Source organism: Betaproteobacteria bacterium (genome assembly GCA_009377585.1).
Classification (GTDB): Bacteria; Pseudomonadota; Gammaproteobacteria; order Burkholderiales; family WYBJ01; genus WYBJ01.
On the sequence record WHTS01000068.1, the window covers coordinates 1 to 24704 of the forward strand.

Annotated in this window: 24 protein-coding genes; 7 read left to right on the forward strand and 17 right to left on the reverse strand. The window is 67.4% G+C overall.

All coding sequences use genetic code 11. The annotated features are described in order from the left end of the window. Positions 1–21: 21 nt before the first annotated feature. Both GEV05_19470 and GEV05_19475 read right to left on the reverse strand, forming a co-directional pair. Positions 22–1110, reverse strand: a complete 1089-nt coding sequence (locus tag GEV05_19470) for a hypothetical protein (protein ID MPZ45525.1) — start codon at positions 1108–1110, stop codon at positions 22–24. Between the two features lie 50 nt (positions 1111–1160). After that, positions 1161–1427: a hypothetical protein gene (locus tag GEV05_19475; GenBank protein ID MPZ45526.1), complete on the reverse strand. Its 267-nt coding sequence runs from the start codon at positions 1425–1427 to the stop codon at positions 1161–1163. 180 nt (positions 1428–1607) lie between these two features. Between GEV05_19475 and GEV05_19480 the strand changes: the two genes are divergently transcribed. Genes GEV05_19480 through GEV05_19490 form a run of 3 tightly spaced genes read left to right on the forward strand, consistent with a single transcriptional unit; the run spans position 1608 to position 4290 of the window. Next, complete coding sequence (locus GEV05_19480) at positions 1608–2330, forward strand: response regulator (GenBank protein MPZ45527.1); 723 nt, start codon at positions 1608–1610, stop codon at positions 2328–2330. Continuing rightward, complete coding sequence (locus tag GEV05_19485; GenBank protein MPZ45528.1) at positions 2327–3724, forward strand: HAMP domain-containing protein; 1398 nt, start codon at positions 2327–2329, stop codon at positions 3722–3724. Before GEV05_19480 ends, GEV05_19485 begins: the two co-directional genes overlap by 4 nt. 20 nt (positions 3725–3744) lie before the next feature. Beyond that, positions 3745–4290: a sulfurtransferase gene (locus tag GEV05_19490; GenBank protein MPZ45529.1), complete on the forward strand. Its 546-nt coding sequence runs from the start codon at positions 3745–3747 to the stop codon at positions 4288–4290. Positions 4291–4435: 145 nt separating this feature from the next. On the opposite strand, the gene GEV05_19495 is transcribed toward GEV05_19490, so the two are convergent. Beyond that, the gene (locus GEV05_19495; GenBank protein ID MPZ45530.1) at positions 4436–5371 is read right to left on the reverse strand and encodes a tRNA glutamyl-Q(34) synthetase GluQRS; all 936 of its coding nucleotides are present in this window, start codon (positions 5369–5371) and stop codon (positions 4436–4438) included. Between the two features lie 188 nt (positions 5372–5559). Here GEV05_19495 and GEV05_19500 point away from each other — a divergent pair, with 188 nt between their 5' ends. After that, positions 5560–6669, forward strand: a complete 1110-nt coding sequence (locus GEV05_19500) for an S-(hydroxymethyl)glutathione dehydrogenase/class III alcohol dehydrogenase (GenBank protein MPZ45531.1) — start codon at positions 5560–5562, stop codon at positions 6667–6669. Positions 6670–6776: 107 nt separating this feature from the next. Here GEV05_19500 and GEV05_19505 read toward each other — a convergent pair whose 3' ends face one another. Together GEV05_19505 and GEV05_19510 are read right to left on the reverse strand one after the other, a co-directional pair. Continuing rightward, complete coding sequence (locus GEV05_19505) at positions 6777–7538, reverse strand: slipin family protein (GenBank protein MPZ45532.1); 762 nt, start codon at positions 7536–7538, stop codon at positions 6777–6779. Then, a complete protein-coding gene (locus GEV05_19510) occupies positions 7535–8953 on the reverse strand; it encodes a nodulation protein NfeD (protein ID MPZ45533.1) in 1419 nt (472 codons plus the stop codon). Before GEV05_19510 ends, GEV05_19505 begins: the two co-directional genes overlap by 4 nt. Positions 8954–9043: 90 nt before the next feature. Between GEV05_19510 and pabB the strand changes: the two genes are divergently transcribed. Beyond that, entirely contained in the window at positions 9044–10429 is a 1386-nt protein-coding gene (gene pabB, locus GEV05_19515; protein MPZ45534.1) for an aminodeoxychorismate synthase component I, read from the forward strand. 114 nt (positions 10430–10543) lie between these two features. Here pabB and GEV05_19520 read toward each other — a convergent pair whose 3' ends face one another. The 10 genes from GEV05_19520 to GEV05_19565 form a co-directional block, all read right to left on the reverse strand. Beyond that, positions 10544–11848, reverse strand: a complete 1305-nt coding sequence (locus GEV05_19520) for a DUF58 domain-containing protein (GenBank protein MPZ45535.1) — start codon at positions 11846–11848, stop codon at positions 10544–10546. Between the two features lie 276 nt (positions 11849–12124). Continuing rightward, positions 12125–12754 carry a DUF924 family protein gene (locus tag GEV05_19525; GenBank protein ID MPZ45536.1) on the reverse strand — a complete coding sequence of 210 codons (630 nt, stop codon included), beginning with the start codon at positions 12752–12754 and terminating at the stop codon, positions 12125–12127. Next, positions 12751–13197 (reverse strand): hypothetical protein, encoded by a 447-nt coding sequence (locus tag GEV05_19530; protein ID MPZ45537.1) that lies wholly within the window; start codon positions 13195–13197, stop codon positions 12751–12753. The genes GEV05_19525 and GEV05_19530 overlap by 4 nt, the downstream gene beginning before the upstream one ends. Continuing rightward, positions 13197–14180, reverse strand: coding sequence for an AAA domain-containing protein (locus GEV05_19535; protein ID MPZ45538.1), 984 nt, complete (start codon positions 14178–14180; stop codon positions 13197–13199). Before GEV05_19535 ends, GEV05_19530 begins: the two co-directional genes overlap by 1 nt. Beyond that, positions 14177–15349: a hypothetical protein gene (locus GEV05_19540; GenBank protein MPZ45539.1), complete on the reverse strand. Its 1173-nt coding sequence runs from the start codon at positions 15347–15349 to the stop codon at positions 14177–14179. The genes GEV05_19535 and GEV05_19540 overlap by 4 nt, the downstream gene beginning before the upstream one ends. Further along, positions 15313–16794: a DUF4129 domain-containing protein gene (locus GEV05_19545; GenBank protein ID MPZ45540.1), complete on the reverse strand. Its 1482-nt coding sequence runs from the start codon at positions 16792–16794 to the stop codon at positions 15313–15315. Before GEV05_19545 ends, GEV05_19540 begins: the two co-directional genes overlap by 37 nt. Beyond that, entirely contained in the window at positions 16784–17767 is a 984-nt protein-coding gene (locus GEV05_19550; GenBank protein ID MPZ45541.1) for a stage II sporulation protein M, read from the reverse strand. The genes GEV05_19545 and GEV05_19550 overlap by 11 nt, the downstream gene beginning before the upstream one ends. After that, positions 17764–18468, reverse strand: a complete 705-nt coding sequence (locus tag GEV05_19555; protein ID MPZ45542.1) for an RDD family protein — start codon at positions 18466–18468, stop codon at positions 17764–17766. The genes GEV05_19550 and GEV05_19555 overlap by 4 nt, the downstream gene beginning before the upstream one ends. Positions 18469–18544: 76 nt before the next feature. After that, entirely contained in the window at positions 18545–19315 is a 771-nt protein-coding gene (locus GEV05_19560; GenBank protein ID MPZ45543.1) for a hypothetical protein, read from the reverse strand. 189 nt (positions 19316–19504) lie between these two features. Further along, a complete protein-coding gene (locus GEV05_19565; GenBank protein MPZ45544.1) occupies positions 19505–19702 on the reverse strand; it encodes a hypothetical protein in 198 nt (65 codons plus the stop codon). 199 nt (positions 19703–19901) lie between these two features. Between GEV05_19565 and gcvA the strand changes: the two genes are divergently transcribed. Then, positions 19902–20888, forward strand: a complete 987-nt coding sequence (gcvA, locus tag GEV05_19570; GenBank protein MPZ45545.1) for a transcriptional regulator GcvA — start codon at positions 19902–19904, stop codon at positions 20886–20888. A gap of 78 nt (positions 20889–20966) precedes the next feature. Next, entirely contained in the window at positions 20967–21596 is a 630-nt protein-coding gene (locus tag GEV05_19575) for a methyltransferase domain-containing protein (protein ID MPZ45546.1), read from the forward strand. A gap of 378 nt (positions 21597–21974) precedes the next feature. On the opposite strand, the gene GEV05_19580 is transcribed toward GEV05_19575, so the two are convergent. Together GEV05_19580 and pyk are read right to left on the reverse strand one after the other, a co-directional pair. Further along, entirely contained in the window at positions 21975–23156 is a 1182-nt protein-coding gene (locus GEV05_19580) for an aminotransferase class V-fold PLP-dependent enzyme (protein ID MPZ45547.1), read from the reverse strand. 118 nt (positions 23157–23274) lie between these two features. Next, entirely contained in the window at positions 23275–24678 is a 1404-nt protein-coding gene (gene pyk / locus GEV05_19585; GenBank protein ID MPZ45548.1) for a pyruvate kinase, read from the reverse strand. Positions 24679–24704: the final 26 nt, after the last annotated feature.

Genomic DNA, 24704 nt, shown 5'->3' on the forward strand with positions numbered 1-24704 from the left:
AGTTCAGTCGGGCTTCGTAGTTCAGTCGGGCTTCGCCGTGGCGCCGGCCTGGCGCTCGGCTTCGCCGATCACGTCGGCAAGCTTCACCAGGCAACCGTTGTTGTCGATGGAGCGCAGCGCCGCGTTCACCACGGCCACCGCCACAACGCCGTTGTAGGCGGAAAGCTCGGGCGCCTGGCCGCCGGTCGCGGCCGCGGCGAACATCTCGAGCTCGTCGGCGAACATGTCGCTCGCCGGCAGCGTCAGCACCTCGCGCTTGCCGTAGCAATCCTTGCCGCGCTGGATGTAGAGCGTCGATGTTTCGTGCAGGCGGCCCGGCGTGTCCCAGGCGCCGAAGTCGACTTCGTAGTGCATGAGTCCCTTCTGGCCGAAGACGCGGATGCAATAGGTGCCGGGCGAAGTCCAGGAGGTGCCGACGTAACCGAGCTTGCCGTCGGCGAACTTGAGCACGCTCATCGATTGGTCGTCGACCTCGGCGCCGACCGGCGAGAGCTTGGAGGCATGCGAAGAGACCGCCTCGATCGGTCCGCCCAGGCAGTGCAGCGAATCGAAGATGTGCACGGCGAGCTGCGACAGCGGTCCGCCCGGCGCTTTCGCCTTGTACCAGCGCCAGGTCTGCGGTGTGAGCTCGAGCGCGCGCTCGTTGGAGAAGTTGCCTTCCATGAACACGACGCGCCCCAGCTCGCCGCTGTCGATCGCTTTTTTCATGAGGCGCGTACCCGCAAGCAACCGCGCCGAATGCCCGACCACGATCTGGACGCCGTAGCGCTGGCCGAGCGCGGCGAGCTTGATGCCGTCGACCAGCGAATCGGCGATGGGCTTCTCGGTATAGACATGCTTGCCCGCCTGGGCGGCCTGCTCGGCAATGGGCAGGTGCTGCTCGTTCGGTACGGTGAGGATCACTCCCTTGATGTCGGGGTTGGCCAGCATCGTCTGCAGGTCGGGAACGGCAGGGACACCGAATTCCTGCGCGAACGCTTCGCGCCTGTCCGGCGAGCGGGTGTATCCCGCAACGATCTTAAACTTGTCGGATTGCCGGGCGGCGCGCGTCAGCACCTTGGCCCAGCGCCCGAGCCCGATGATGCCCAATTGCACGGGGGCGCTCGCCATCGCAGGACTCTCCTTGGTCGGATGCGTGACGGAAGTGTACGCTAGCCGCGTCAGGGGCAATCTTCGAGGGCGCGGCGGATCGCGCTGCTCAGGCCGAGCGGGTCGATACCCCCCGGCTGCGCGACCAACGGCGCCGGGTCCTCGTCGAACGGTGGCACGGGCGCAGGCGCCGAAGCGCAGCGCCGGGCTGCAGCTTCGGCCGCCGTCACTTGCCGGTATTTGGACTCGTAGAGTACGAGCGAGCGCTCGACCACGATGGCCGCGATCGCGCAGCCGGCGATGATCAGCACCCAACGTTTGGGCGGTGGCTTTCGCATCGTATCCCTGGCGCACTCGCGTACGTCATTAAACCAGTCTAATGTGTGCGCATTGTTTCGGAGCAGCAAGCGGGCATTGCCCGGTGCGGAGGCGGCCGCCCGAATTCAGGAACGAGCTGGCGGAAACAGTGCGTTACAGGCGCACACCCGCGACATCGACTGCGGTAAGCTTTGACCGCTATGGAACCGCGCCCCGACTGTGTCCTGATCGTCGATGACGACGCAGAGATTCGCACTCTCCTGCACGACTACCTGGAGCGCAACGGCTATCGCTGTGTGGCCGTGGCCGACGGCAAGAGCATGTTCGGCATGCTGGACCAGTCGCCGGTCGATCTCATCGTGCTCGATCTCATGCTGCCCGGGCCCGACGGCCTCACCTTGTGCCGCGACCTGCGCGCGCGCTCCGATGTGCCGGTCATCATGCTGACCGCGCGCGGCGAGGATACCGATCGCATCATCGGCCTGGAGATGGGCGCCGACGACTACCTTTCCAAGCCGTTCAATCCGCGCGAGCTGCTCGCGCGCATCAAGGTGATCCTGCGCCGCGCACGCGGTGTGGTGCAGCTTCGGGTGGGCGAGCATATGCAGCGCATGCGCTTCGCCGACTGGAAGCTCGATCTCACCACCCGCAACCTGGTGTCGCCGAAAGGCGTCGTGGTGGCTTTGAGCGGCGCCGAATTCCGCCTGCTGAAGGTCTTCCTGGAGCGGCCGAACCGGGTGCTCAATCGCGACCAGCTGATGGAGCTCACGCAGGGGCAGGGCGCCGAGGCGCTCGATCGCAGCATCGACGTGCTGGTGAGCCGGGTGCGGCAGCGGCTGGAAGAAGACGCGCGCGAGCCGCGCATCATCAAAACGGTGCGCGGCGAAGGCTACGTGCTCGCCTCGGCGGTGGTGCTGGAATGATGCGCATCCCCGTGCCGCATTCGCTCAAGGGGCGCCTGCTGCTGCTGCTGATCGGCGGCCTCATCGCGGCGCAGGTGGCGGCATCGCTGATCGCCTACTACGATCGCAAGGCATCGATCGAACGGGTGGTGGCCCGCCGCAACGCCGTGCGCCTGGCCGACCTGGTGCGCATGCTCGATGGGTTGCAGGCGCCCGATCGCGAGCGCGCGGTCGCCGCCTTGCGCTACCCGGTCGTCCGCCTGGGTCCCTTGGCACTGCCGCGCGAGGACGGCATGCCGGAACAGAGCATCGGCAAGGAGACTCGCCAGGGCTCGATCCCGGAGGAGATGGCCGAGGCGTTCCGCGAGCGGTTGAAACCCCCGCGCGCGGTCGAGATCCGCATGGGCGAGACGCGATTGCGCTACTCGCCCGAGACCAGCACGCCGCTGGCGCAAGGCCGCCAGCTCGAAGCCCAGTCGGGTTGGGGCGTGAGCGTGCGTTCCAACCTGGGAGACGGCACGCCCGTGCTGCTCTATGTCGAGGTGCCGCACGCGCTCTTGTACTCGGTTTCGTCGCTGCTATGGCAGTTCTTCGTGCTGAGTGCCGTGACCATCGTGCTGGTCGCGATGGCCGTGGAGTGGGTGACGCGCCCCTTGAGCGAGCTTGCCGATGCGGCCGAGCGGCTCGGCAACGATCTCGACGCGGCGCCGCTGCCCGAGCATGGCGCCTCGGAGCTGCGCCGGGCGGCCATGGCGTTCAACAGCATGCAGGAGCGCCTGTCGCGCTATCTCAAGAGCCGCGTTACGGCGCTGACCGCGATCTCGCACGATCTGAAGACGCCGATCACGCGCATGCGCCTGCGCGCCGAGCTGATCGAGGATTCGCCGCTGCGCGAGTCGCTGCTGCGAGACATGTCCGATCTGGAGAAGATGGTGCGCTCGGCGCTCGAGTTCATTCGCGGTCTCGATAGCACCGAGCCGCCGCAACCGACCGACATCAATGCGCTGATCGAAAGCGTGTGCGAGGATTATCGCGAGGCGGGCCACGAGGTGGTGACCAAGGGGGCGGCGCGGGCGCCCTTCCCCGCGCAGACCCAGGCGCTCAAGCATTGCCTGGCCAACATCATCGACAATGCCTGCAAGTACGGCGGCAAGGCGCAGATCCTGGTGCAGGACGACGAACAGAAGGTGGTCATCAAGGTGCGTGACTTCGGCCACGGCATGCCGGAGGCGGAGCTGGAGAAGGTGTTCGAGCCGTTCTACCGGCTGGAGAGCTCGCGCAGCCGCGATACCGGCGGCACCGGGCTGGGCCTTGCGATTGCGCGCAACGTCGCTCAGCTGCATCGGGGGCAGGTGAGCATACGCAACCACCCGGAAGGCGGGCTGGAAGCGATCCTGGCCTTGCCGCGCCCATAGTACGAAGGGGGAGGTACGGGATGCGAGCGGCGATCGTATGGCTTGCCATGGCTGCGTGCGTGCTGGCGGTTGCGGCCGGGGCGGCCGGGGCGGCCGAGACGTATGCCGACGAAGACCGCAGCTGGGGTATCGAGCCGCCGCCGGGCTATCGCGCCAAGGACTACCACGGGCCGACGCCGGATACGTTGCCCGGCGCACGTGTCGTGGGCACAGCCGAGCTGAAGGAGATGCTGGCGCGCGACCCGCGTCCCTTTCTGATCGATGTTCTGAGCGGCCCGGCGCATCGCAGCCTGCCCGGAGCACTGTGGCTGCACAATGGCGGCCTGGGCGATTTCGATGCAACCGAGGAGCAGCGCTTCCTCGACGTGCTGGCGCGGCTCTCCGGTCACGACAAGGCGCGCGAGATCGTCTTCTTCTGCTCGGGCTCGCGTTGCTGGCTTTCGTATAACGCCGCGCTGCGGGCTACGCGCGCGGGCTACAGCAACGTCTATTGGTACCGCGGCGGCATCGAGGCGTGGCGCGAGGCGGGGTTCCCGACCCGGACTACCGACAACTTCCAGTGGTGAGCCCGTCCCTGCGATGGCTATCGACCATCCCGAAATTGGCTGACAGGCGGCTTTGCGCACGGCGTCGCCGTCTCCGGGCGATCCTCGGCTCCACGCCATCGCGTGAAATTCCTGGATTGTGCGAATTTTGGGTGATAAGTGCCAGTTACCGATACCACTCCGCCGGCGCCGGCAGGCTGCGCACGGGCGGGATCGCGTCCGGGCGCCAATGACACTGCGCCCATTGCAGCATGACGTCGGCCGATGCATGCGCCAATTCCGCCGGTGGCGCCTGGCGCAGAAATCCGAGCGCCGCGAACAACGCGCCGGAAGCCTTCGAAGGCTCCAGTGGCCGCGCCCGCGTCTGCTTCGAGAGCTTGTCGCCGCGCGCGTCCACCGCCGCGGGAACGTGCAAGTAGCCGGGCGTCGGCAGATCGAGCAAGCGCTGCAGCAGGATCTGGCGCTGGCTCGAATCGATGAGATCCGCACCGCGCACCACGCGCGTGATTGCCTGGTCGGCATCGTCCACGACGACCGCCAGCTGATAGGCAAACCAGCCGTCGGCGCGGCGTAGAACGAAATCGCCCACCGCGCGGGCGACATCCTGCGCAATGACGCCGAAGCATTCGTCGTCGAGCGCGATCGGGCCGGCGGGCACGCGCAGGCGCCAGGCGCGCGGGGAGCGTCCCGCCGGCAAGCCTTCGCGGCATGAGCCCGGATAGACCGGACCGTCGACACCGATGCGGGCGGCAGCGGCGATCTCGCGCCGCGTGCATGCGCACGGATACGCCATGGCGTGCTCGCTCAGCCGGCTCAGGGCGGCCGCGTACAAGTGCGTGCGGCGGCTCTGGTAGCGCACCGGGCCATCCCATTGCAGGCCGAACGCTTCCAGCGTGCGCAGGATGTCGTCGGCCGCCCCGCGTATCTCGCGCGGCGGATCGAGATCTTCGATGCGCACCAGCCACTCGCCGCCGCGGCTGCGGGCATCGAGATAGCTCGCCACGGCCGCGACCAGCGAGCCGAAGTGCAGCGGGCCGGTCGGAGAAGGCGCGAAGCGGCCGCGGACGAGCGCGAGTGCAGCCGCGGGGGATAGCTCGGACATTGTTGTTAGCACGGATATTTCATCGGGCCGCCAGCGCCCGTGCAGGCCGACGGTCACGAACTGCCCATCCATGATTCGTAGTCACAAGCGTTGTATCTCAACAATCGACTTTGATTCGGGCCGACCTGGTGAAATATCCGGGCTAAAATTTGTCGCTGCTCTCGATGCTAGCCCAAAGGAGTCGGACCATGAAAACCCGCGCGGCGGTTGCACACAAGGCGGGCGCGCCGCTCACCATCGAAACGGTCGAGCTCGAAGGCCCGAAGACGGGCGAGGTGCTGGTCGAGATCAAGGCGACCGGCATCTGCCACACCGACGAGTTCACGCTCTCGGGGGCCGATCCCGAGGGACTGTTTCCCGCGATCCTTGGTCATGAAGGCGCGGGCGTGGTGGTCGAGGTCGGTGCGGGCGTTACTTCGCTCGCCAAGGGCGATCATGTGATCCCGCTCTATACGCCCGAATGCCGCCAGTGCGAGTACTGCCTGTCGCAGAAGACCAATCTGTGCCAGGCGATCCGGGTTACGCAAGGCCAGGGTTTGATGCCCGACGGCACCAGCCGCTTCCGCTTGAACGGCGAGCGCGTGCTGCACTACATGGGCACCTCGACCTTCTCCAACTTCACCGTGCTGCCGGAGATCGCGCTGGCGAAGATCCGCGCGGACGCGCCGTTCGACAAGGTCTGCTACATCGGCTGCGGCGTCACCACCGGGATCGGTGCGGTGATCAATACCGCCAAGGTGGAGCCGGGCGCGAACGTGGTCGTGTTCGGCCTGGGCGGCATCGGGCTCAACGTGATCCAGGGTGCGCGCCTGGCGGGCGCCAACATGATCGTCGGCGTCGACCTGAATGCGTGCAAGCGCGAGCTGGCCGAGCGCTTCGGCATGACGCACTTCGTCAACCCGAAGGAAGCCGGCGGCGACCTGGTGCCGTATCTGGTCAACTTGACCAAGGGCGGCGCGGACTACAGCTTCGAGTGCATCGGCAATGTCGATGTCATGCGCCAGGCGCTGGAATGCTGCCACAAGGGCTGGGGCGTATCGGTCATCATCGGCGTCGCGGGTGCCGGCCAGGAGATCCGCACGCGCCCGTTCCAGCTCGTCACCGGACGCGTATGGAAGGGTTCCGCGTTCGGCGGCGCGCGCGGGCGCACCGACGTTCCCCGCATCGTCGACTGGTACATGGACGGCAGGATCGAGATCGACCCCATGATCACGCACACGCTCCCGCTGGCCGAGATCAACAAGGGGTTCGACCTGATGCACGCGGGCGAATCGATCCGCGCCGTGGTCGTGTATTAGCCGTTCCCCTCCTGACAAGGAGCGGCGGGACGCGACAATGTGTCGCGGACGGGGTGGTTCGCAGGCGCGAAATCTGCCCGTGTGCCGGACGACGGTGCCGCGCCCGATCAGGGCCGTGCATCGCCGCGGCTGAACATCGACGCGAGCCCCTCCATCGGCAGCGGAATCACTATGGTGGACGTGCGCTCGTTGGCAATCTGCGTAAGCGTCTGCAGATAGCGCAGCTGCATCGCCTGGGGCTGGCGCGCGAGCATCTGCGCCGCTTCCAGCAGCTTCTCCGCCGCCTGCTGCTCGCCCTGCGCATGGATGATCTTGGCGCGCCGCTCGCGCTCGGCTTCCGCCTGGCGGGCAATCGCGCGCACCATCGATTCATTCAGATCGACGTGCTTGATCTCGACATTGGCGACCTTCACGCCCCAGGCATCGGTTTGCGCATCGAGCACCTGCTGGATGTCGATGTTCAACTTATCGCGCTCGGCCAGCATCTCGTCCAGCTCGTGTTTGCCCAGAATCGCCCGCAGCGTGGTCTGTGCGAGCTGGCTGGTCGCATCCATGACGTTTTCCACCTGGATGATGGCGCGCTGCGCGTCGACGATGCGAAAGTAGAGAACCGCGTTGACCTTGACCGAGACGTTGTCGCGCGAGATCACGTCCTGGGTCGGGATATCCAGGACGATGGTGCGGAGGTCCACCCGCACCATCTGCTGGATCCCCGGTACCACCAGGATGAGCCCCGGCCCCTTCACTTTGTAGAAGCGCCCCAGCATGAACACGACGCCCCGTTGATACTCGCGCAGGATGCGAAACGAGGCGGCGATGAGGCCCAGGACGACCAGCAACAAGCCCGCGAATCCCCATTCCATGCTCATGCTCTCCTCGCTCCCGGTTGATCCGGCACGACGGTCAAGGTCAGGCCGTCGATGTCGGTGACACGTACCCGCTCCCCCGCTGCGAGCGGCGCGGACGATTGCACCTGCCACATCTCGCCCTGCACGCGCGCAAAGGTCTGCGCGGTGCCGGTATCGAGCACCACCCCGATGGCACCGAGCATGTGCTCGCGGCCGCTCACCACGGGGCGCGTGCGCGCCCGCGCGGCCAGCATGCCGATGGCTGCGATGATGGCGAAGCTGCCCGCCGCCGCCCCGATTACGGCCGCGATCGGCAAGCCGAAGCCGGGTGCATCGGTGTCGATCAGCAGAATGCCGCCGAAGACGAAGGCGACCACGCCGCCGATGCCGAGAATGCCGAAGGAGGGCAGGAACGCCTCGGCCACCATGAAGCCGATGCCCAGCAGCATCAGGGCAAGGCCGGCATAGTCGATCGGCAGCAGGTGCAGCGCCAGCAGCCCCGTGAGCAGCGAGATCGCGCCTATGACGCCGGGGGCGACGAAGCCCGGACTGTAGAACTCGAACAGGATCCCGTACACGCCGATCAACATGAGAATCATCGCGACCGTCGGATTGGTGATGATCGCGAGTAGCCGCGTGCGCCAGTCCGATTTGAGCTCCACGACTGCGGCATCCTTGGTTTGCAGCGTGCGCTCGGTGCCGGCGACGCTCACGCTGCGCCCGTCGAGCTGCGCGATGAGCTCGGTGCGGTCCCGCGCCATCAGGTCCACGACGTCCTCGCGCACGGCCTCCTCCGCCGACAGGCTCACCGACTCGCGCACGGCGCGCTCGGCCCACTCGGCGTTGCGCCCGCGCATCTGCGCCAGCCCGCGCAAATAGGCGGCCGCGTCGTTCACCTGCTTCGCGCGCATCGAGTCCTCGTTGCGGGGTATGGCTTTGCGCGATCCCTTGGCGTTCGATTCGTCGGCTTTGCCCGAGTCCTTGCCGTCCGATTCGTCGGCTTTGCCATCGCCCTTGCGGGGCTCGTCGGCAGGTTGAGAAGGACGCGGCGTCATGCCGATCTCGACCGGGGTCGCGGCGCCCAGGTTGGTCCCCGGCGCCATGGCGGCGATATGGCTCGCGTACAGCATGTACACTCCGGCGCTGGCGGCGCGCGCGCCGCTCGGCGCCACGTACATCGCCACCGGAATGGGCGAGGCGAGGATGTTCTTGATCATGTGGCGCATCGAGGTATCGAGGCCGCCGGGCGTGTCGATCTCGATCACGATCAGCGAAGCCTCGCGTTCGACGGCCGAGGCGAGCGAGCGCTCCAGGTAATCCGCGCTGGCCGGACCGATGGCGCCCTGGATCTCGAGCACCACGACCGGGCCGGCCGCATGCGCGGCACCGACCACGAAGGCAAGGAGCAATCCCGCGAGCAGTCTCACCATGACCATTCACCCCGCATCGGGTGCTATTGTGCGCCTGTTTGCCGTTCGCGAACCATGCGCTGCCGCAACCGCGGGAAGGCATTCGAAGGATCGAGTATGACGCGGATCTCGCCGCTGCCTTATTGCGCCGACCCGGGGCGGATATTCGAGTCGGTGGCGGACCTGCCGTGGGCTGTGCTGCTCGACGGCGGCCGGCACGATCCGGGGCAATCGCGCTACGACATCATCGCGGCCGAGCCGTGGGCGACAATCGTGACCCGCGCCGGTATGAGCGAAGTCCGGACGCATACGGGGGGGCGCATATCCCCGGACGACCCGTTCGGGCTGCTGCGTGAGCTGCTGCAGCCCGCAGCCGCGGCCGCCTCGCCCGCGCCGTTCGCGGGGGGCGCGATCGGCTACTTCGGCTACGACCTCGGCCGGCGGCTGGAGCGTCTGCCTTACCTCGCCGCAGACGACGAGCAACTGCCGGAGCTTGCCGTCGGCCTCTATGACTGGGCCGTGGTGATCGATCATCAACAGGGCCAGGCGTGGCTCGCCAGTGCGGGTCGTGTCCCGGAAACCGAGCAACGGTGGCCGGCGCTGGAGGAGCGCTTCAGCCGCCCGGCTGCGGAACGTTTGCGCGTGCCCTTTCGCACCCTGTCGTCGATCCGCTCGAACATGACGCGCAGCCAATACCTGGCCGCATTCGAGCGCATCGCGCGCTACATCGACGAAGGCGACTGCTACCAGGTCAATCTCGCGCAGCGCTTCGAGGTGCGAGCGAGCGGCGATCCGTGGACCGCGTACCAGGCATTGCGGGTGCTCAATCCGGCGCCGTATTCAGCCTATCTCAACCTCCCGTTCGCGCAGGTGCTGAGCGCGTCGCCCGAACGGTTTCTGCACCTGCGCGATGGACAGGTCGAAACGCGCCCCATCAAGGGCACGCGCCCGCGTGCCGGCCATCCGCGCCTGGATGCCGAGCGCGCGCAGGAACTGCACGAAAGCGCCAAGGACCGTGCCGAGAACGTGATGATCGTCGATCTGCTGCGCAACGACCTCGCCAAGTCCTGCCGGCCGGGCTCGGTGCGCGTGCCGCGGCTGTTCGAAGTGGAAAGCTTCGCCAGCGTTCACCACTTGGTGAGCACGGTGACGGGCGAGCTCGCGCCCGGACGCGATGCGCTCGACCTGCTGCGCGGCTGCTTCCCCGGCGGCTCCATCACCGGGGCGCCCAAAGTGCGGGCGATGCAGATCATCGAAGAGCTCGAACCGCATCGGCGCGGCGTGTACTGCGGTTCGATCGGTTACATCGGCTACGACGGTGCGATGGACAGCAACATCGCGATCCGCACGCTCGTCTACCGTTCCGGTTACGCGCGCTTCTGGGCGGGCGGCGGCATCGTCGCCGACTCGGTGGGCGCAGACGAGTACCAGGAGACGCTCGACAAGGCCGCGCCGTTTCTGCAGCTCGTGCAGCGCTGCGCGCAGTCGGACGCGTCTGGCTGAATAGACGGAGTTGGCACATCGGCAATGCGACGAAGTCGTCACCCCCGTGAAAACGGGGGTCCAGGCGAAGTCCATTCCTGCCCTGGATTCCCGCTTGCGCGGGAAGGACGTCGTTTAGAGCACTCCGCGTCGCTTCACATCCAGATAGCGATTCACCAGCGCGAGCGGCAGCTCCTGCGGCTCGACGTCGATGAGCATGGCGCCGGCGCGCTCCAGCCGATTGAACGACGCCTGGCGCGCCTGCAGGTAGTCGGCCGTTGCGGCGTGGGTCAGGGCGCCGTCGAGGTCGCGCACGGGAGCGGACAAGGTGCTGCCGAGCACCGTCTCGCGCAGGCTTGCGAACAGCACCAGGTGACGCCGGCGCAGCAAGCCCAGCGCGGGCATCAGCGTGTCGTCGTCCTCATCGCGCAGGTTGGACACGACGACCACCAGCGCGCGCCGCTGCACCCGGCGCATGAGATCGAGCGCCGCGGCGTAGTAGTCGGAGGTGTGCAGCGTCGGCTGCAGGTCGTAGAGCAGGTTCAGCATCAGCGTCGTGGTCGAGCGCGCCTTGCGCGGGGCGATGAAGCGGCTCTCGCCGGCCATGGTCAGCACGCCGACCGCGTCGCCATGGTGCAGGCCGACGTGCGCGAGCAGGAGCGCGGCGTTCAACGCCGCGTCGAAATGCGACATCTCGCCATCGACTGCGCCCATGCGCCGGCCGCAATCGAGCACGATGACGATCGCTTGATCGCGCTCGTCCTGGTATTCGCGCGAGATCAGCCGGTGCATGCGCGCGGCTGCCTTCCAGTCGATGCGTCGCAGGCTGTCGCCGCGGCGATATTCGCGCAGCTGCTGGAAATCCATGCCCTCGCCGCGCCGGCGCCGCTGCAGGATGCCCATCTGAGAGAGCCGGTGATCGGTCGCGAGCAGCGCATAGCCCGAGAGCGCACCGAAATCGGGGTATACCCGCACCGGCTGCGGGTCGCCCAAGCGCAGCTGCCGTTCCATCAGCCCGAGCCGGGTGCGCAGCCGCAGCGCGATCGGCTCGAACCGGAACGAGCCGCGGGTGGTCGGGCGGATCGCATACGCGCTTTGCACCCAGCCGCGCGCGGGCAGCAGCAGATGCAAGGGAAGCGCGCGGGTCTGAAAACGCGCCGGGACGTGATCGCGGATTTCGGCGCGCAGCGCACGCTCGCACGCGCTCGTGAGCTTGAGCGTCACGTCGTGCCAGCGGCCGACGGCCAATGCGGCCGCGACCTGACGTTCGGCGACGGGCCGCGGGCTACGCAGCAGCCGCACGCCGTCGGCCGCCATCGCCGCGACGAGCAATGCGCCGGCATAGATCCAGGGGTCCAGTGCGCCGATCAGCGCGACAGCGATGCCGGCAAGAAGCCACACGATGCCAAGCTGCAACGCAAGCCGGGATGGCAGCAACACGCCGTTCGTCCTAGCCCGGATATTTCATCGGGGCACGGGATGATGGCGAGTCGATTTGCGAGCCAGTTTGGGCTCGGCCGTCGCAGCCAATAGCCAGACTATTGGCAAGACGGACATGCCCAAAATGGCCGCAAATCGGCCGCCAGCGCCCGTGCAGGCTGACGGTCAAATCGTACTTAGCGGCTACTCGCTCAATCACCTCATTACTCAAAGCATTGGTTCCAATTCGGGCCGGCCTGGTGAAATATCCGGGCTAACTTGACCGCAGCGGCCGGGTTATCCGGCCGGAACGCCGAAGCGCTCGGCGCCGCTTTCGAGATGCGCGATCTCTTCCGGGGTCGAACAGCGGCCGAGAATGGCGTTGCGATGTGGAAAGCGGCCGAAGCGCTCGATCAGCACGCGATGACGGTGCGCATAGTCCGTGAAGCCCGCGAACATCGTCTCCAGCCCTTGCGGTGCGCGCGCCTGCAGCGCTTCGAAACACGCCACCGCGCGCGCTTGCAGCTGCGAGCTCTCGGCGTGCTCGAACGGCAGGTACACGAAGCTCGCCATGAGCGGGTGAAGCTGCGTATCGAAGCCGCGGCCGACCGCTTCGGTTGCCGCGGCCGCTGCCAGTGCATCGAACGCGAATGCATCGCGCGTTCCGCGGAAGAGATTGCGCGGAAACTGATCCAGCACGAGGATGCGGGCGAGCGCCGATTCAGGCGCACCCGCCCAAGCATCGAGCTCGCCCGCGCGGGCCCGCACGGGCAAGCCGCCGAAACGGCGCGTGAGCTCCGCGTCGAACGCCGGATCGGCGCTGAACCAGACCTTCGCGCGTGCACGGGCGAGTTCGACGCCGCTCACGGCATCGCCGAACCAGAAGCGCAAGACTTCGCCGGCCAGCGGTTCGCAAACCGGCGTCATGGCTCGAACACGCGCCGGCCCGAACGCGGCGGAACGATCTGCACGTGGCACCAGCCGGGCGTCGCGTCCGGATGCTCGAGCCACAATCCGATCGCCTCCAGCACCTCGAGATTGCGCATGCACCAGGCATCCAGCCGGTCGTCGGGATCGGCCAGGTCGATCGCCTCGCAGGTCAGGTGCCGGCTGCGCGGCGAAGCGTTGGGGACTTGCGTGTTCACCGCACGCGGCCGCCAGCCCGAATTCACGGCGCAGGCGACGCAGGCGCGCTCCAGCAGCATGTTGGCGCGCGTAACCATCGCGTCGGCATTGCGCATCAATTGCTCGGTGAGCTCCGAGCCGTGCTCGGCATCGCGACCCATGAAGTACTCTGCCAGCGTGATCGGGCTCATCGTATCCCGGGCGCTTCGATCTTCCATCACATCCGAGGCGCTTCGATCTTCCATCACATCCGAGGCGCTTCGATCTTCTCCAGCAACGCGGCGAGCAGCGCGTCCGAGTCCTGGCCCTCGATCTGCAGCTCGGGCGTGGGGGTGACCCGGTGGCGCAGCGCCGGCAGCGCCATCTGCTTCACGTCGTCCGGGGTGACGTAGTCGCGGCCGGCAATCAACGCCGCCGCGCGCGCCGCTCGCACGAGCGCGATACCGCCGCGAGGTCCCGCGCCGGTGGCCACGCCGTGCCAGGTCCGTGTTGCCCGCACGATACGGATGGCGTAGTCGAGCACCTGGTCGTCGAGCCTGATGCCCGCAACGATGCGTTGCAGGGTGACCACCGCGGCAGGTTTGATCACGGTATTCACCGCGCTCACGTTGAGCCGGTCACCGACCTGGCCTTGGGTGACGCGCCGGACCATCTCGCTTTCCTCGGCCGGCGTCGGATACTCCATGCGAATCTTGAGCAGAAAACGGTCGAGCTCCGCCTCCGGCAGCGGATACGTGCCTTCCTGCTCGATCGGGTTCTGCGTGGCGAGCACCATGAACGGCAGCTCCAGCGCATGTGCCTCGCCCTCGATCGTGACCTGCGCTTCCTGCATCACTTCCAGCAGCGCCGCCTGGGTCTTCGCGGGTGCGCGGTTGATTTCATCGGCCAGCAGCAGATGCGTGAAGACCGGACCGCGCCGGGCGACGAAGCGCTGCGCGGCCTGGTCGTAGAGCGTATGGCCCGTCACGTCCGAAGGCATCAGGTCGGGCGTGAACTGGATGCGGGCGGCACGCCCGTCGAAGGTGCGCGCGAGTGCCTGCACGAGGAGCGTCTTGCCGAGGCCCGGCACGCCTTCGATCAGCACGTGACCGGATGCAAGCAGCGCCGCGAGCACCTGCGTCACGACGCGCTGCTGGCCGATGACTGCCTTGGCCACCTCGGCTTCGAGCACACGCACGGCCTGGATCGCCTGCTGCACGGGGTCGGGTTTTGCGACGGTCGAGCTCATGTTCGTTTTCGTTGCGGGCGAAAGCGCCGGCGCGCGCCGCGCAGCCCGGCATGGATACTAGCAAGGGTTGCCGTGATGTGCACGAGCTCGCGCGCATTGCGCGGTGCGGCCTGGAAAGCGCCCGCCACCGTTTCCGCATCCGTGCCGAGCTGGGCCGATAGCTCGACGTAGCGCTGCGACGGTGGCAGATGCGCGAGTCGCGGCGCGGCCAATGCGATGTGTCGTTCCAGCTGCTCGCGCGCCGCGCTCAGCAATTCCTGGCGTGCGCCGCGTGACCAACGAAAGCGCCCGGCGGCGCGCAAATGCTCCAACAGCTGACGGCGCGCGGGCTCGGGGCTGGGCGCAATGGGGCCGAAGCGAGGCGCGATCCGCCACAGCGCAAGTGCGAGCAGCATCGCGGCAGCGATCATGACCTGCGACCCGTGCTCGACGAGCCAGCTCCACAGCGGCGGGCCGCCCGCTCTCACCACGAGCAGTCGATCCGCGGGAGCAAGCGCGAGCACGCGGCGCAGCAGCTCGGCATGGTCGTGGCTGCCGATGTGCCGATTGTCGAAGCGCTGCATGCCGGTCATGACGGTGACCCGGCCGCTGCCCCGGCGCAGGCTCACGATGCGCGGCCCCCGAGCATCGGCGATCGAGATATCGACATGGGCGCGGCCCGGGTCGATCACCTGATTGCCGAGGGAGCCGAGTCGCAGCGGGGCTTCAGCGCCGGGGAACTGGGCGTCGAAGTCCCCTCGATTCGGTTGCGCCGTGCGCCTGCCCACCTCGAGTGCCTCCAGCAGCGGATCGCGTTGGCGCTCGGGTTCGGGCTCGACGATGAGATGGGCGCCGTTATCGGCTGCGTGCAGCAACGCCCGAGCACGCGTGGGCGTGAGCCATGCGCGCCCGGCCGGCAGCAGGATGCTGGTGCGCCCCGGCATCTCACCCATCCGCGCCGGCTGCTCTTCCAGGCTCGCTTTCCAGCCAAGACGTTCGGCGAATCGCATCGCAGCCAGATACGGGTTGGCACGCGATGCCGCCGAGGCACCGAGCGGAACTTTGATCTCTACTTGTTCGTAGTGCGTCACGAACCACCACCATCCGAGCGCCGCCAGCGCGGCAACTCCGAGGATGGCAAGCACGGGTCGCTTCACGACGAAGCCGCCGCGCTGAAATGCTGCGGCCATTGCGCACACAGCTCGACGACCTGGGTAGGCTGCGGCGGGCGATGGCCATAGGCGCATTGCGACCACGCCGCCACGAGGCGGGCGAAGTACGCCGATATTTCGTGCGGCCGGGTCGCCTGCACCCGACGCACGCAGTCGGCCTCGGTGTCGCCGTGCTCGATGCGCATCCGGTCGCGGTGGATCAGCGTGACCAGCGCGCCGCGGTAGAGCAGGCTCAGCGCGAGCCGGGGATCGAGCGCCGCGGCTTCGGCCGCGAGCTGCGCAAGATTGGCGGGCAGCGCCTCGGGCCGCACGTCGAGACCGAATACCATCGCGGGTGGCTGCGGCCCGCGCGAAGATGGTGCCGTGCGCGCTTCCCGCTCGCGCAGGCGCTCGAACAGGAAGCGAAGCGCGACCACGAGGCCGTAGGCCAATGCCGCATACGCGGCCAGGCGCAGCAGCTGCGCTGCGGCTCCGCTGAGCGAATTGAGCCAGCTCGTAGAATCGAAGGCGACCGATCGATCCGATTGCTGCTGGCCGCGGTTTCGCGCCTGCCACACCTTCTGCGTGCGGTACTGCTGGAATTCGGGCGCGGCCAGCACTTCCTGAATGATCTCGCGCGACGATTGCGCGGCTTGCGCTGGCTCGGGGGCAAGCATCGCGCTCATGCCGGCGAGGAGCGCGGCGAGGAGCGCGGCGGCGAGCGCGGCCCGCGGCCCGACCTGCAGGCGGCGGAATCGCAATTCCAGATCCCAGGCCTCCAGCGCGGTGCGGCGATTGAGATAGAGCGCGAACCCGCAAGCGACGTAAAGCGGTTCGACGGCGCAGTACGCAATGATGAAAAGCAGATTGTTGAGCCAATGCCACGATCCCGCATCGCCCGCGCCGAACAGGGCCGCGAGGATTGCGCCCGGCCCGGCATCCACATCCATCGCGGCTGGACTGAGTAGGTTCAGCAGCGCTGCGAGCGCGATCACCACGATCGTCTCGAAGGCGATGCAGCAGTAGAGCAGCGCCGTCGTCTGCGCGCCCGTGCGCCGGCCGAGCAGCCGTTCGCGCTCGCGCGCGCCGGCGCCGGTTTGATACTCCAGCTGGCGCACCGGAAGATTGAACGAGCGCGCCGGCTCCAGACGGCGCAGAGTGAGCGCGCCCAAGAGGCCCGTGCCGCGCACGAGGGAGAGAATACCGCTTAGCGTTTCTCGCAGGCTCGGGGTGGCGCCGAACAGGGCCCTCGCCATGACGTGCAGCACGACCCGGTCGAACAGCGGCTTCAGCCACCAAATCGCGAGCAGTGCGAACAGCGGACCATCGATCAGAAGGTGCGCGGCAAGCGCGACCGGGATCATGATCGCAATCACCGCCGCGTACACCGGCCGCCACCAGGCGCGCAACATGACCACGCCGAGATCCGCGCCTTCCCAGGGCGCGCGCGGCCGCAACGCCACCGTCATCCGATCAATCTGCACGCAGCCGTCCGGCCAGCAGGAAATACGTCACCAACAGCAGCCATAGCGCAAGGCCGACCGCGTACTTGAGCGCGGGCGGGAACTGCGCTACGGGCGACCAGAACGCTTCGACCAAGGCGGCCAGCGTAAGGAGTGCGCCTGCACCGTACACGAGCGGAACCGCAGCGCGTGCTTTCACGCGCAACGCCGACACGCGCGCGAGCTGACCGGGCAGCAGCAAGGCGCTTCCCAGCATCAGTCCGGCCCCGCCCATGAGCACGATGCCGCTCAGCTCCAGCGCGCTGTGGCCTGCGACGAAGCCCAGGAACGAGGTGGCGAATCCGATCTGGATGAGATGGCCCGCGGTCGCACCGATAAGAACCCCGTTGGTCGTGAGATAGAAGGCGCTTCCCAGGCCGAACAGCAGCCCGCCGGCGAAGGTCTGGAATCCGATCTTGATGTTGTTGTAGATGTAATGTCCGAGCATGAACGTATCGGCCTGCGCGGGGCGTTGCCCAGGCCGCTTGTTGGCCGGGTCGTACATCTCCTGGTAGGTGAGGATCTGCTTCTGCGGCAGCAGGGTGTGAATCAGGTCCGGCCAGATCTGGATCGCGGCCGCCACGGCGAACAGCGGGACGAAGAACAGCGCCGCCGCCAGCGCGATCGGACGCCATTGCTTGCGCACCGCGCGGGCAAAGTCGGCAGCGAAGAAGCGAGCGACGGCGGGCCCGGTTTCCGTATGCGCGCCGTAGAGCACTTGGTGGCCGCGCATGACCAGCGCATTCAGCCGCTCTACCAGTCCGGGGCTGTACTGACGGTCGCGTGCCAGCGCAAGATGCTGGCAGAGCACGCGGTAGCGGTGCGCGACCGTCTCTTCCCCAGGGCTTGCCGTCGCGGCCTGGCCGCGCACACGCCGGGCCGTTACGGTCTTGAGCCAGTTCTCGAAGGCGATCCAGTCGCCCTCGTGCCGCGCCTGGAACGCCTCCTGGTTCACGCCCGGCGCCCGCTCAGATGGTTGGCGATTTCGAGCAGGCGCTCGCGCTCCCGCCCCGCGGCCGCTCCGGTCAAGGCCGTTGTCAGCGCCGCAATCTCCTGCGCCCGTTCCGGGGTCAGCATCGAGCTGCGCTCGGCGAAGTCCATCACCGCGCGTTGTTCCTCCAGATTGAGCGAGCGCGCCGCCGGCACCGGCGTTGCCGGCGGGATGGCAGCGGTGCGCTCGCTCGGTTCTCGATACACCACAACGGTGCCGGCCGCGATATCGCCCAGGCGCTTGAAATCCCGGTTGATCAGCATGGTGGCGAGCCCGAACCCATAGGCGGCCGGCAGGAAGTCGACGGCGCGCAGGAGATTTCGCACCAGGGCCGCCGGCCAACCGACCGGCGTGCCGTCGTCGTGCAGCACCATGAGCCCCAGCGCACGCTTGCCCGGCGTGGCGCCATCGGCCCAGACCTCGAAGGCCGCCATTGCCAGCCACTCGAGCAGGAATGCAATGACGAGCATCGCGCCCCAGCCGAATGCGCCCAGCATGCCGAGCACCCAGCCGGCGGCGAGCAGCACACCCAGGCGCAGCAGCAGGTCGGTCAGCCATGCTACTGCCCGGGGTACGGGTCCGGCGAGCCGCAGCATCAGCTCGATGCCTTCCGGCGTGGGCACCGCACGGGTCGTATCGAGCAAGGGCGCCATGCTGCCGCTCATGCCCTGCCCGCCCCGCGGCGGGCGAGACGAACCGGCCGGCGAATCATTCTGCGGCCGGATGGCGGGACCCAGGCAATCAACGCTGCAGGAATATGTCTTTGTATCCGCTGTAGATCGAACCGGCGATCATGGGCAGCGCTACGAGCCAGCCGAGACCGAACGGAATGCTCGCCAGGATGGCGAGGATCAGAAGCAGCACACCGTAGACCAGAAACGGCAGCAAATTTCGCAAGCAGCCGGTGAAGCTCGACTTCATTGCCTGCACCGGCGCCATGTTATGGAGAGTCGCCAACGCGGGGGCGAACCACACTGCCATGGCGAGCGGAATCAGCAGCAGCAGGAAGACGAGCCCCGCCAAAGCGACACTGCCCGCTGCCGCGCCGGGGTCGGCGCCGCCCCACAGCGTGGAGAACGCAGCGCCTCCGCCCACCAGCGCGAATATCAGTCCGAGCCCGAACACCGCCGCCAGGTAGAGCGCACCGATCACCAGCAGCGGCGACAGGTGCGTCTGGAAGCCGGCGAACAAGTGGCCGACGGTCAATTCTCCGCCCCGGTCGAGCGCCCGGCATCCGAGCATGATGCCGCCGCCGAACACGATCGACAGCAGGGAGGAGCCGAGTTGTCCCAGGATCGGGACGAAGGCGAGCACCATGAAGATCACGATGCCGATCAAGGTGATTCCGATCCAGGGCAGAGGCGCCTGGCGGAACAGGGTCCACCCTTCGGCGAGCCATGCGAGTCCGCGTCCGGCGTCGACGCGGCGGGGTTCGGCGGCCAGAGTGCCCTCGGCCGCCCCGGGATCGTCGAGACTCGCCTGCGGCGTCTGATATGGATTGATCTCGGCCATGCCTGCTGTTCTCCCCGGTTAGGTGGTACCTGGCGGCTACCGCGGGCTTGCGCGGGCTTCGGGCGATGCCCGACAGAGCCCAATGCTAAAGGATGGTTCAGACAAAAAAAAGCGCGGGAGCAATCCCGCGCTTCGAGGGCCCCTGGAGGAGGAGGTTTCCAGGGGGAGGAGGAGAGGGTCAAGACCCCATTACGCCCGCACGCTGGGCTTGAGCGAAAACACTCCGGCGATACGCTTGACCGCTGTACCGACGGTCTCGAGGAACCCCACCATGTCTTCGGCCGCTCGCATCGCGTCGAGAGCTTGCGTGCGTTGTGCCGGGGACAGGTTGAGCTCTGCCACCTTCTGCTCAAAGTTGAATGCTGCTTTACGGTTGCCGGTGTTCATCGTTCGCTCCTTGGAATCCTGTCAATGTGTGATCCGTCGTTAGCCGGTATCGTGGTGCCCTTCTGCTTTACGGCAGTTCTGCCCTCTGCTTTACGGCAACTCGCGCTGCTGGCTACAGTTATATGGACTGCTCTCAAGCGCGCTTGTTGCAATGCAACAGGTGACTTGTTATCATCGCTTCGCTTAGTTTTCCTAATGGATCGACGCATTGACGGCTCCGTTACCCCCGTTGAATTCGCTGCGAGCGTTCGAAGCCGCCGCCCGGCACATGAGCTTTCGTAAAGCCGCCGAGGAGCTTCACGTCACGCCGGCGGCCATCAGCCATCAACTCAAGGCGCTGGAGGAATATCTGGGCGTGCGGCTGTTCCGGCGCGCCAACCGGCGGGTGGAGCTCACGCCGGCGGCCCGGGCCGCGGCGCCTTATCTGCACGAAGGGTTCAAAGCCATCGTCGACGGGGTCGAGCGGCTGCGCCAGGCGGAGCGCAACAACGTGCTGACCGTCAGCGCCGCACCTTCCTTCGCGGGCAAGTGGCTCATGCCGCGCCTGCACCGGTTCGTCGGCCGCTATCCGCAGATCGACGTGCGTCTGTCGGCGCGGATGCGCTCGGCGCGGCCCTTGTCGCGGGGATTACCGGTGCGCCGGGACCTCAACGACACTTCGCTCGACGATGCCGATGTGGCGATCCGATTCGGCGACGGCGACTTTCCCGGCATGCGGGTGGAGCGGCTGCTGGAGCTGACGGTCGCACCGATGGTCAGCCCGCAGGTGCTCCATGCGCAACACGCGCTGAGCGCACCGGACGAGCTGCGCCATTACACGCTGCTGCACGACGATACGGGCTACTTTGCGAGCGGCCGGCTCAACTGGGATTGCTGGCTGCGGGCGGCCGATGCGAAGCGTGTCAATACCTCGCGCGGCGTTCACTTCAGCCACGCCAATCTTGCGATCGATGCCGCGGTCGATGGCCTGGGCGTCGTCCTGAGCCTGCCCGCGTTGGCTACGAACGATCTCGCGGCGGGCCGGCTGGTGATGCCCTTCGAGCTCACCGTGAAGGCGGACTACAACTATTACATCGTGTGTGATCCGACGGAATCCGAGCGCCCGGCGATCCAGGCTTTCACGAGCTGGCTGCTGGAGGAGGCGAGCCGGCCCGCGGAATCGGCCACCAGCCTGCCTTCTGGCTAGAATACGCAGCCGCTCAGCAGGGCGTGCTGCGCTTGCCATAGAACCACATCGCCCCATCGCTACCGACAGGAGATCGCAATGACCTTACCCAAAGCCGCGGCTGCGTCGTTGGCCGTCGTGATCGTGTGCGCTGCCGGACCGCTGGCGGCTCGAGACGCCACCGTCCCCAATGCGGTATTTCAGGTGGCGCAGGCTGCGACTCCTGCCCGCACGCCGGACGTGATCTTCGTGCCGACACCGCAGCAGGTGGTGGACGAGATGCTGAAGATCGCGAACGTGAAAAAGGGCGACGTGCTGTACGACCTCGGCTCGGGCGACGGGCGCATCGTCGTCACGGCCGCCAAGCGTTTCGGCGTGCGCGGCGCCGGCATCGACATCGATCCGCAGCGCATCGCCGAGGCCAACGAAAACGCGAAGAAGGAAGGCGTCACGCATCTAGTGACGTTCAAGAACATCGACTTGTTCACCGCCGATTTCAGCGATGCGACTGTCATTACGCTCTACCTGCTGCCGCGGCTGAACGTGAAGCTGCGCCCGAAGCTGCTGAACGAGCTGAAGAACGGCACGCGCATCGTGTCGCATGCCTTCGACATGGGCGAGTGGCAGCCGGAGAAGCACGTCAAGGTCGACGGCCGCGACGTCTATTTCTGGACCGTCAACGACGCTGCCCGCAAGAAGTTCGGCAAGCCGAGCCCCGAGGAGAAATAGGCCGCAGGTTGTTGGCTCCCCTCTCCCTCCGGGAGAGGGGCTGGGGGGTGAGCCCGGGAATTCGCGGACCATAGCGGCGCGAGCTTCCCGGGCGAGGAGCCCCACTTGTGGGGATCGACCGCAAAGCGAGTCGACGCCAACCGCCGGGGCTCAGATGGTCGAGTCTGCGCCGAAGCTGTACGAGGCGGTCCGCGCCGGGCGAACGGCATCGGCCTGCATGCCGATGCGCGCACTGCAAGTGAGGGAGTCGAACACGACGCTTAATTTTCCCTCACCCTCGATCCCTCTCCCGGAGGGCCCGGAGGGAGAGGGAAGACAAGCATGGCTATTGGGACCAAGTGAGGCAGAGCAAGCCGTCAGGCAGTTGGCGAAAGCTCGCTACTGCGACAAGGCCTGATCGAGATCCGCGATCAGGTCGGACGCATCCTCCAATCCCACCGACAGACGCACCAGCCCGGGATCGACGCCCGACAGGCGCGCTTGCTCCTCGCTGAGCGTGCCGCTCCAGGTCGTCGCGGCGTGCATCGCGAGCGACTCAATGCCGCCCAGGCTCACCGCCTGCGCGAAGAGCTTCGTGTGTTGCATGAACCGTTGCGCCGCCGCCGCACCTTCGCGCAGGACGACCGACAGCACGCCGCCGTAAGCACGCATCTGGCTGCGGGCGAGCGCATGCTGCGGATGGCTCGGCAGACCCGGGTAGTGCACCGAAGCGACTGCCGGATGGCGCTCGAGGAATTCGGCAACGGCCTGCGCGCTCGCGTTCTGGCGCTCGACGCGAATGCCGAGCGTGCGCAGGCCCCGCAGCAGCAGCCAGGCTTCGAAGGCGCCGAGATTGCCGCCGAGCACGATCGACATCTCCCAGGCGCGTTCCACTGCGGCGCGCGAGCCGGCGACCACCCCGGCCAGCAGATCGTGATGGCCACCGAGGAACTTGGTGGCGCTGTGCACGACCATGTCGACGCCGAGCGCAAGCGGCGTTTGATTGATCGGAGTCGCGAACGTGTTGTCCGCGATCGTCGGGATGCCGCGCCGGCGCGCGATGGCGGCGACCCCGGCCAGATCGGTGAGCCGCAGCAGCGGGTTGGAGGGCGATTCGAGCAGCACGAGGCGCGTTTCGGGACGCAGTGCGGATGCGAACGCGCCCGTATCGGTTTGCTCCACGATCGTCGACTCGACGCCGAAGCGGGCGAGCACCGAGCTCACCAGCTGCGTCGTACCCATGTAGTGCGAGCGCTGCGCGACGATGTGATCCCCCGCCTCGAGCAGCGAGAGCACGGCACTGGAAATGGCCGCCATACCCGAAGAGAACACGAGCGCGGCTTCGGCGCCTTCGAGCTCGCTCACGAGCTTTTCCACCCGCGCGTGGGTGGGTGAGCCGTAGCGCGCGTAGAACCTCGGATAGCGCGCTTCGGTCGCCATGGCGCGAAACTCGTCGGCGCTATCCGCGCGATAGGTCACGCTCGGGTAGATGGGCGGCGCGATCGAGCTGTCCGGATCGATATCGGCATCGGCATGCACCAGCAGCGTGTGCGGTGCAGGAGGGCGGGGGTCGTGCGGCATCGATCGATACCTGAGCGGAAAGGCGATTCGATGGTATCACGCGCTGCGCGCAAGCAAGCCGCGGTCGGCCGCGGCGGGCCGTGGCTTGGATGGACGCGCTAGCGCCTTGTCGGTCGTCTCAGTCCAGTACGGCGACCTGGATCGTGTCGGCGTCACGCTGATCGCTGCTCGACGCGAACAGCAGCACCACCTTGTCGCCAGGGCGTGCGAGCCGCCGTGCGTAGAGCCAGTCGCGCGCTTGCGTGAGATTGCGATCTGGCCGTGGGTCGCAGCCGCTTTGCAGCGGCGCCACAGCGCGGACCAATGCCAGTGCGCGCGTGCAACGTTGCGTATCCGAGACGATCACCAGCGGCAGTTGCGGGCGCGTGCTTGCAAGCGCCGCCGCGACTCCGAATTCGTGCGCGGTTGCGACCACGGCGCGTGCCTGCATCCGCTCCGCGAGCTCGGCTGCCGCGAGCGCGATCGAATTGCCGATCTGCCCGCTTCGATCGACCTTGGCGGCCGGGTGCTGCGCCTCGGTTGCGCGCAACACGCGTGCCATGATGGCGACCGCCTCGACCGGGTGCCGGCCGATCGCCGTCTCGCCCGAGAGCATGACGGCGTCGGTGCCGTCGAGCACGGCATTCGCCACGTCGGCCACTTCCGCGCGCGTGGGGTGCTCGTGCTCGATCATGGACTCGAGCATCTGCGTGGCGGTGACAACCGGGCGCGCCTGCGCATTGGCGACGGCGATGATGCGCTTTTGCACGATGGCGATGTGCGCGAGGTCGGTCTCCACGCCCAGGTCGCCGCGCGCCACCATCACGCCATCGGCGGCCGCCACGATGGCATCGAGGTTCGCCAACGCTTGCCGTTTCTCGATCTTCGCCATGAGCAGCGGCGGATGCTCGGTGTCGATGCATGCGCGCACGCGTGCAATGTCCTCGGCGCTCTGGACGAACGAGACCCCTACCCAATCGACATCTTGCGCGAGTGCGAACGCGAGATGGCGGCGATCGTCGTCGGTGGGGATCAGCGCTTCCAGCCGCGACTCGGGAACGTTGATGCCGGAGCCCGAGCGCACGGTGCCGCCGATCGCGACTTCACATTGCACCGAGTCCGTTTCGCGGCCGGTAACGCGCAGCTCCACGGCGCCGTCGGCGAGAAAGACGGTTTCGCCCGCGCGCAGCGCATGCAGCAGTTCCGGGTTGCGCACGGGCAACGTGGCCTCGGAATCTCCCGCCGTGGACGCCAGCGAGATGGCCGCGCCTTCCTCCAGCCTGCGCGAGCCGTTCGCGATCGGGCCGAGCCGGAACTTGGGCCCCGGCAGATCGGCAAGTACCGCGACCGGTTGTTCCATCCGCAGTCCGAGCAGGCGCACGGCCCGGATGCGGGCAACGTGCTCGGCGTGGCTTCCGTGCGACATGTTGATGCGCGCGACGTCCATCCCCGCCGCTATCAGCTTCCCCAGCACACCCGGCGCGTCGGTCGCAGGACCCAGGGTGCAAACGATCTTCGTGCGATGCCAGGGCGGCAGGATCATGGCGCTTTCCTCGATCAAGGTGCAGC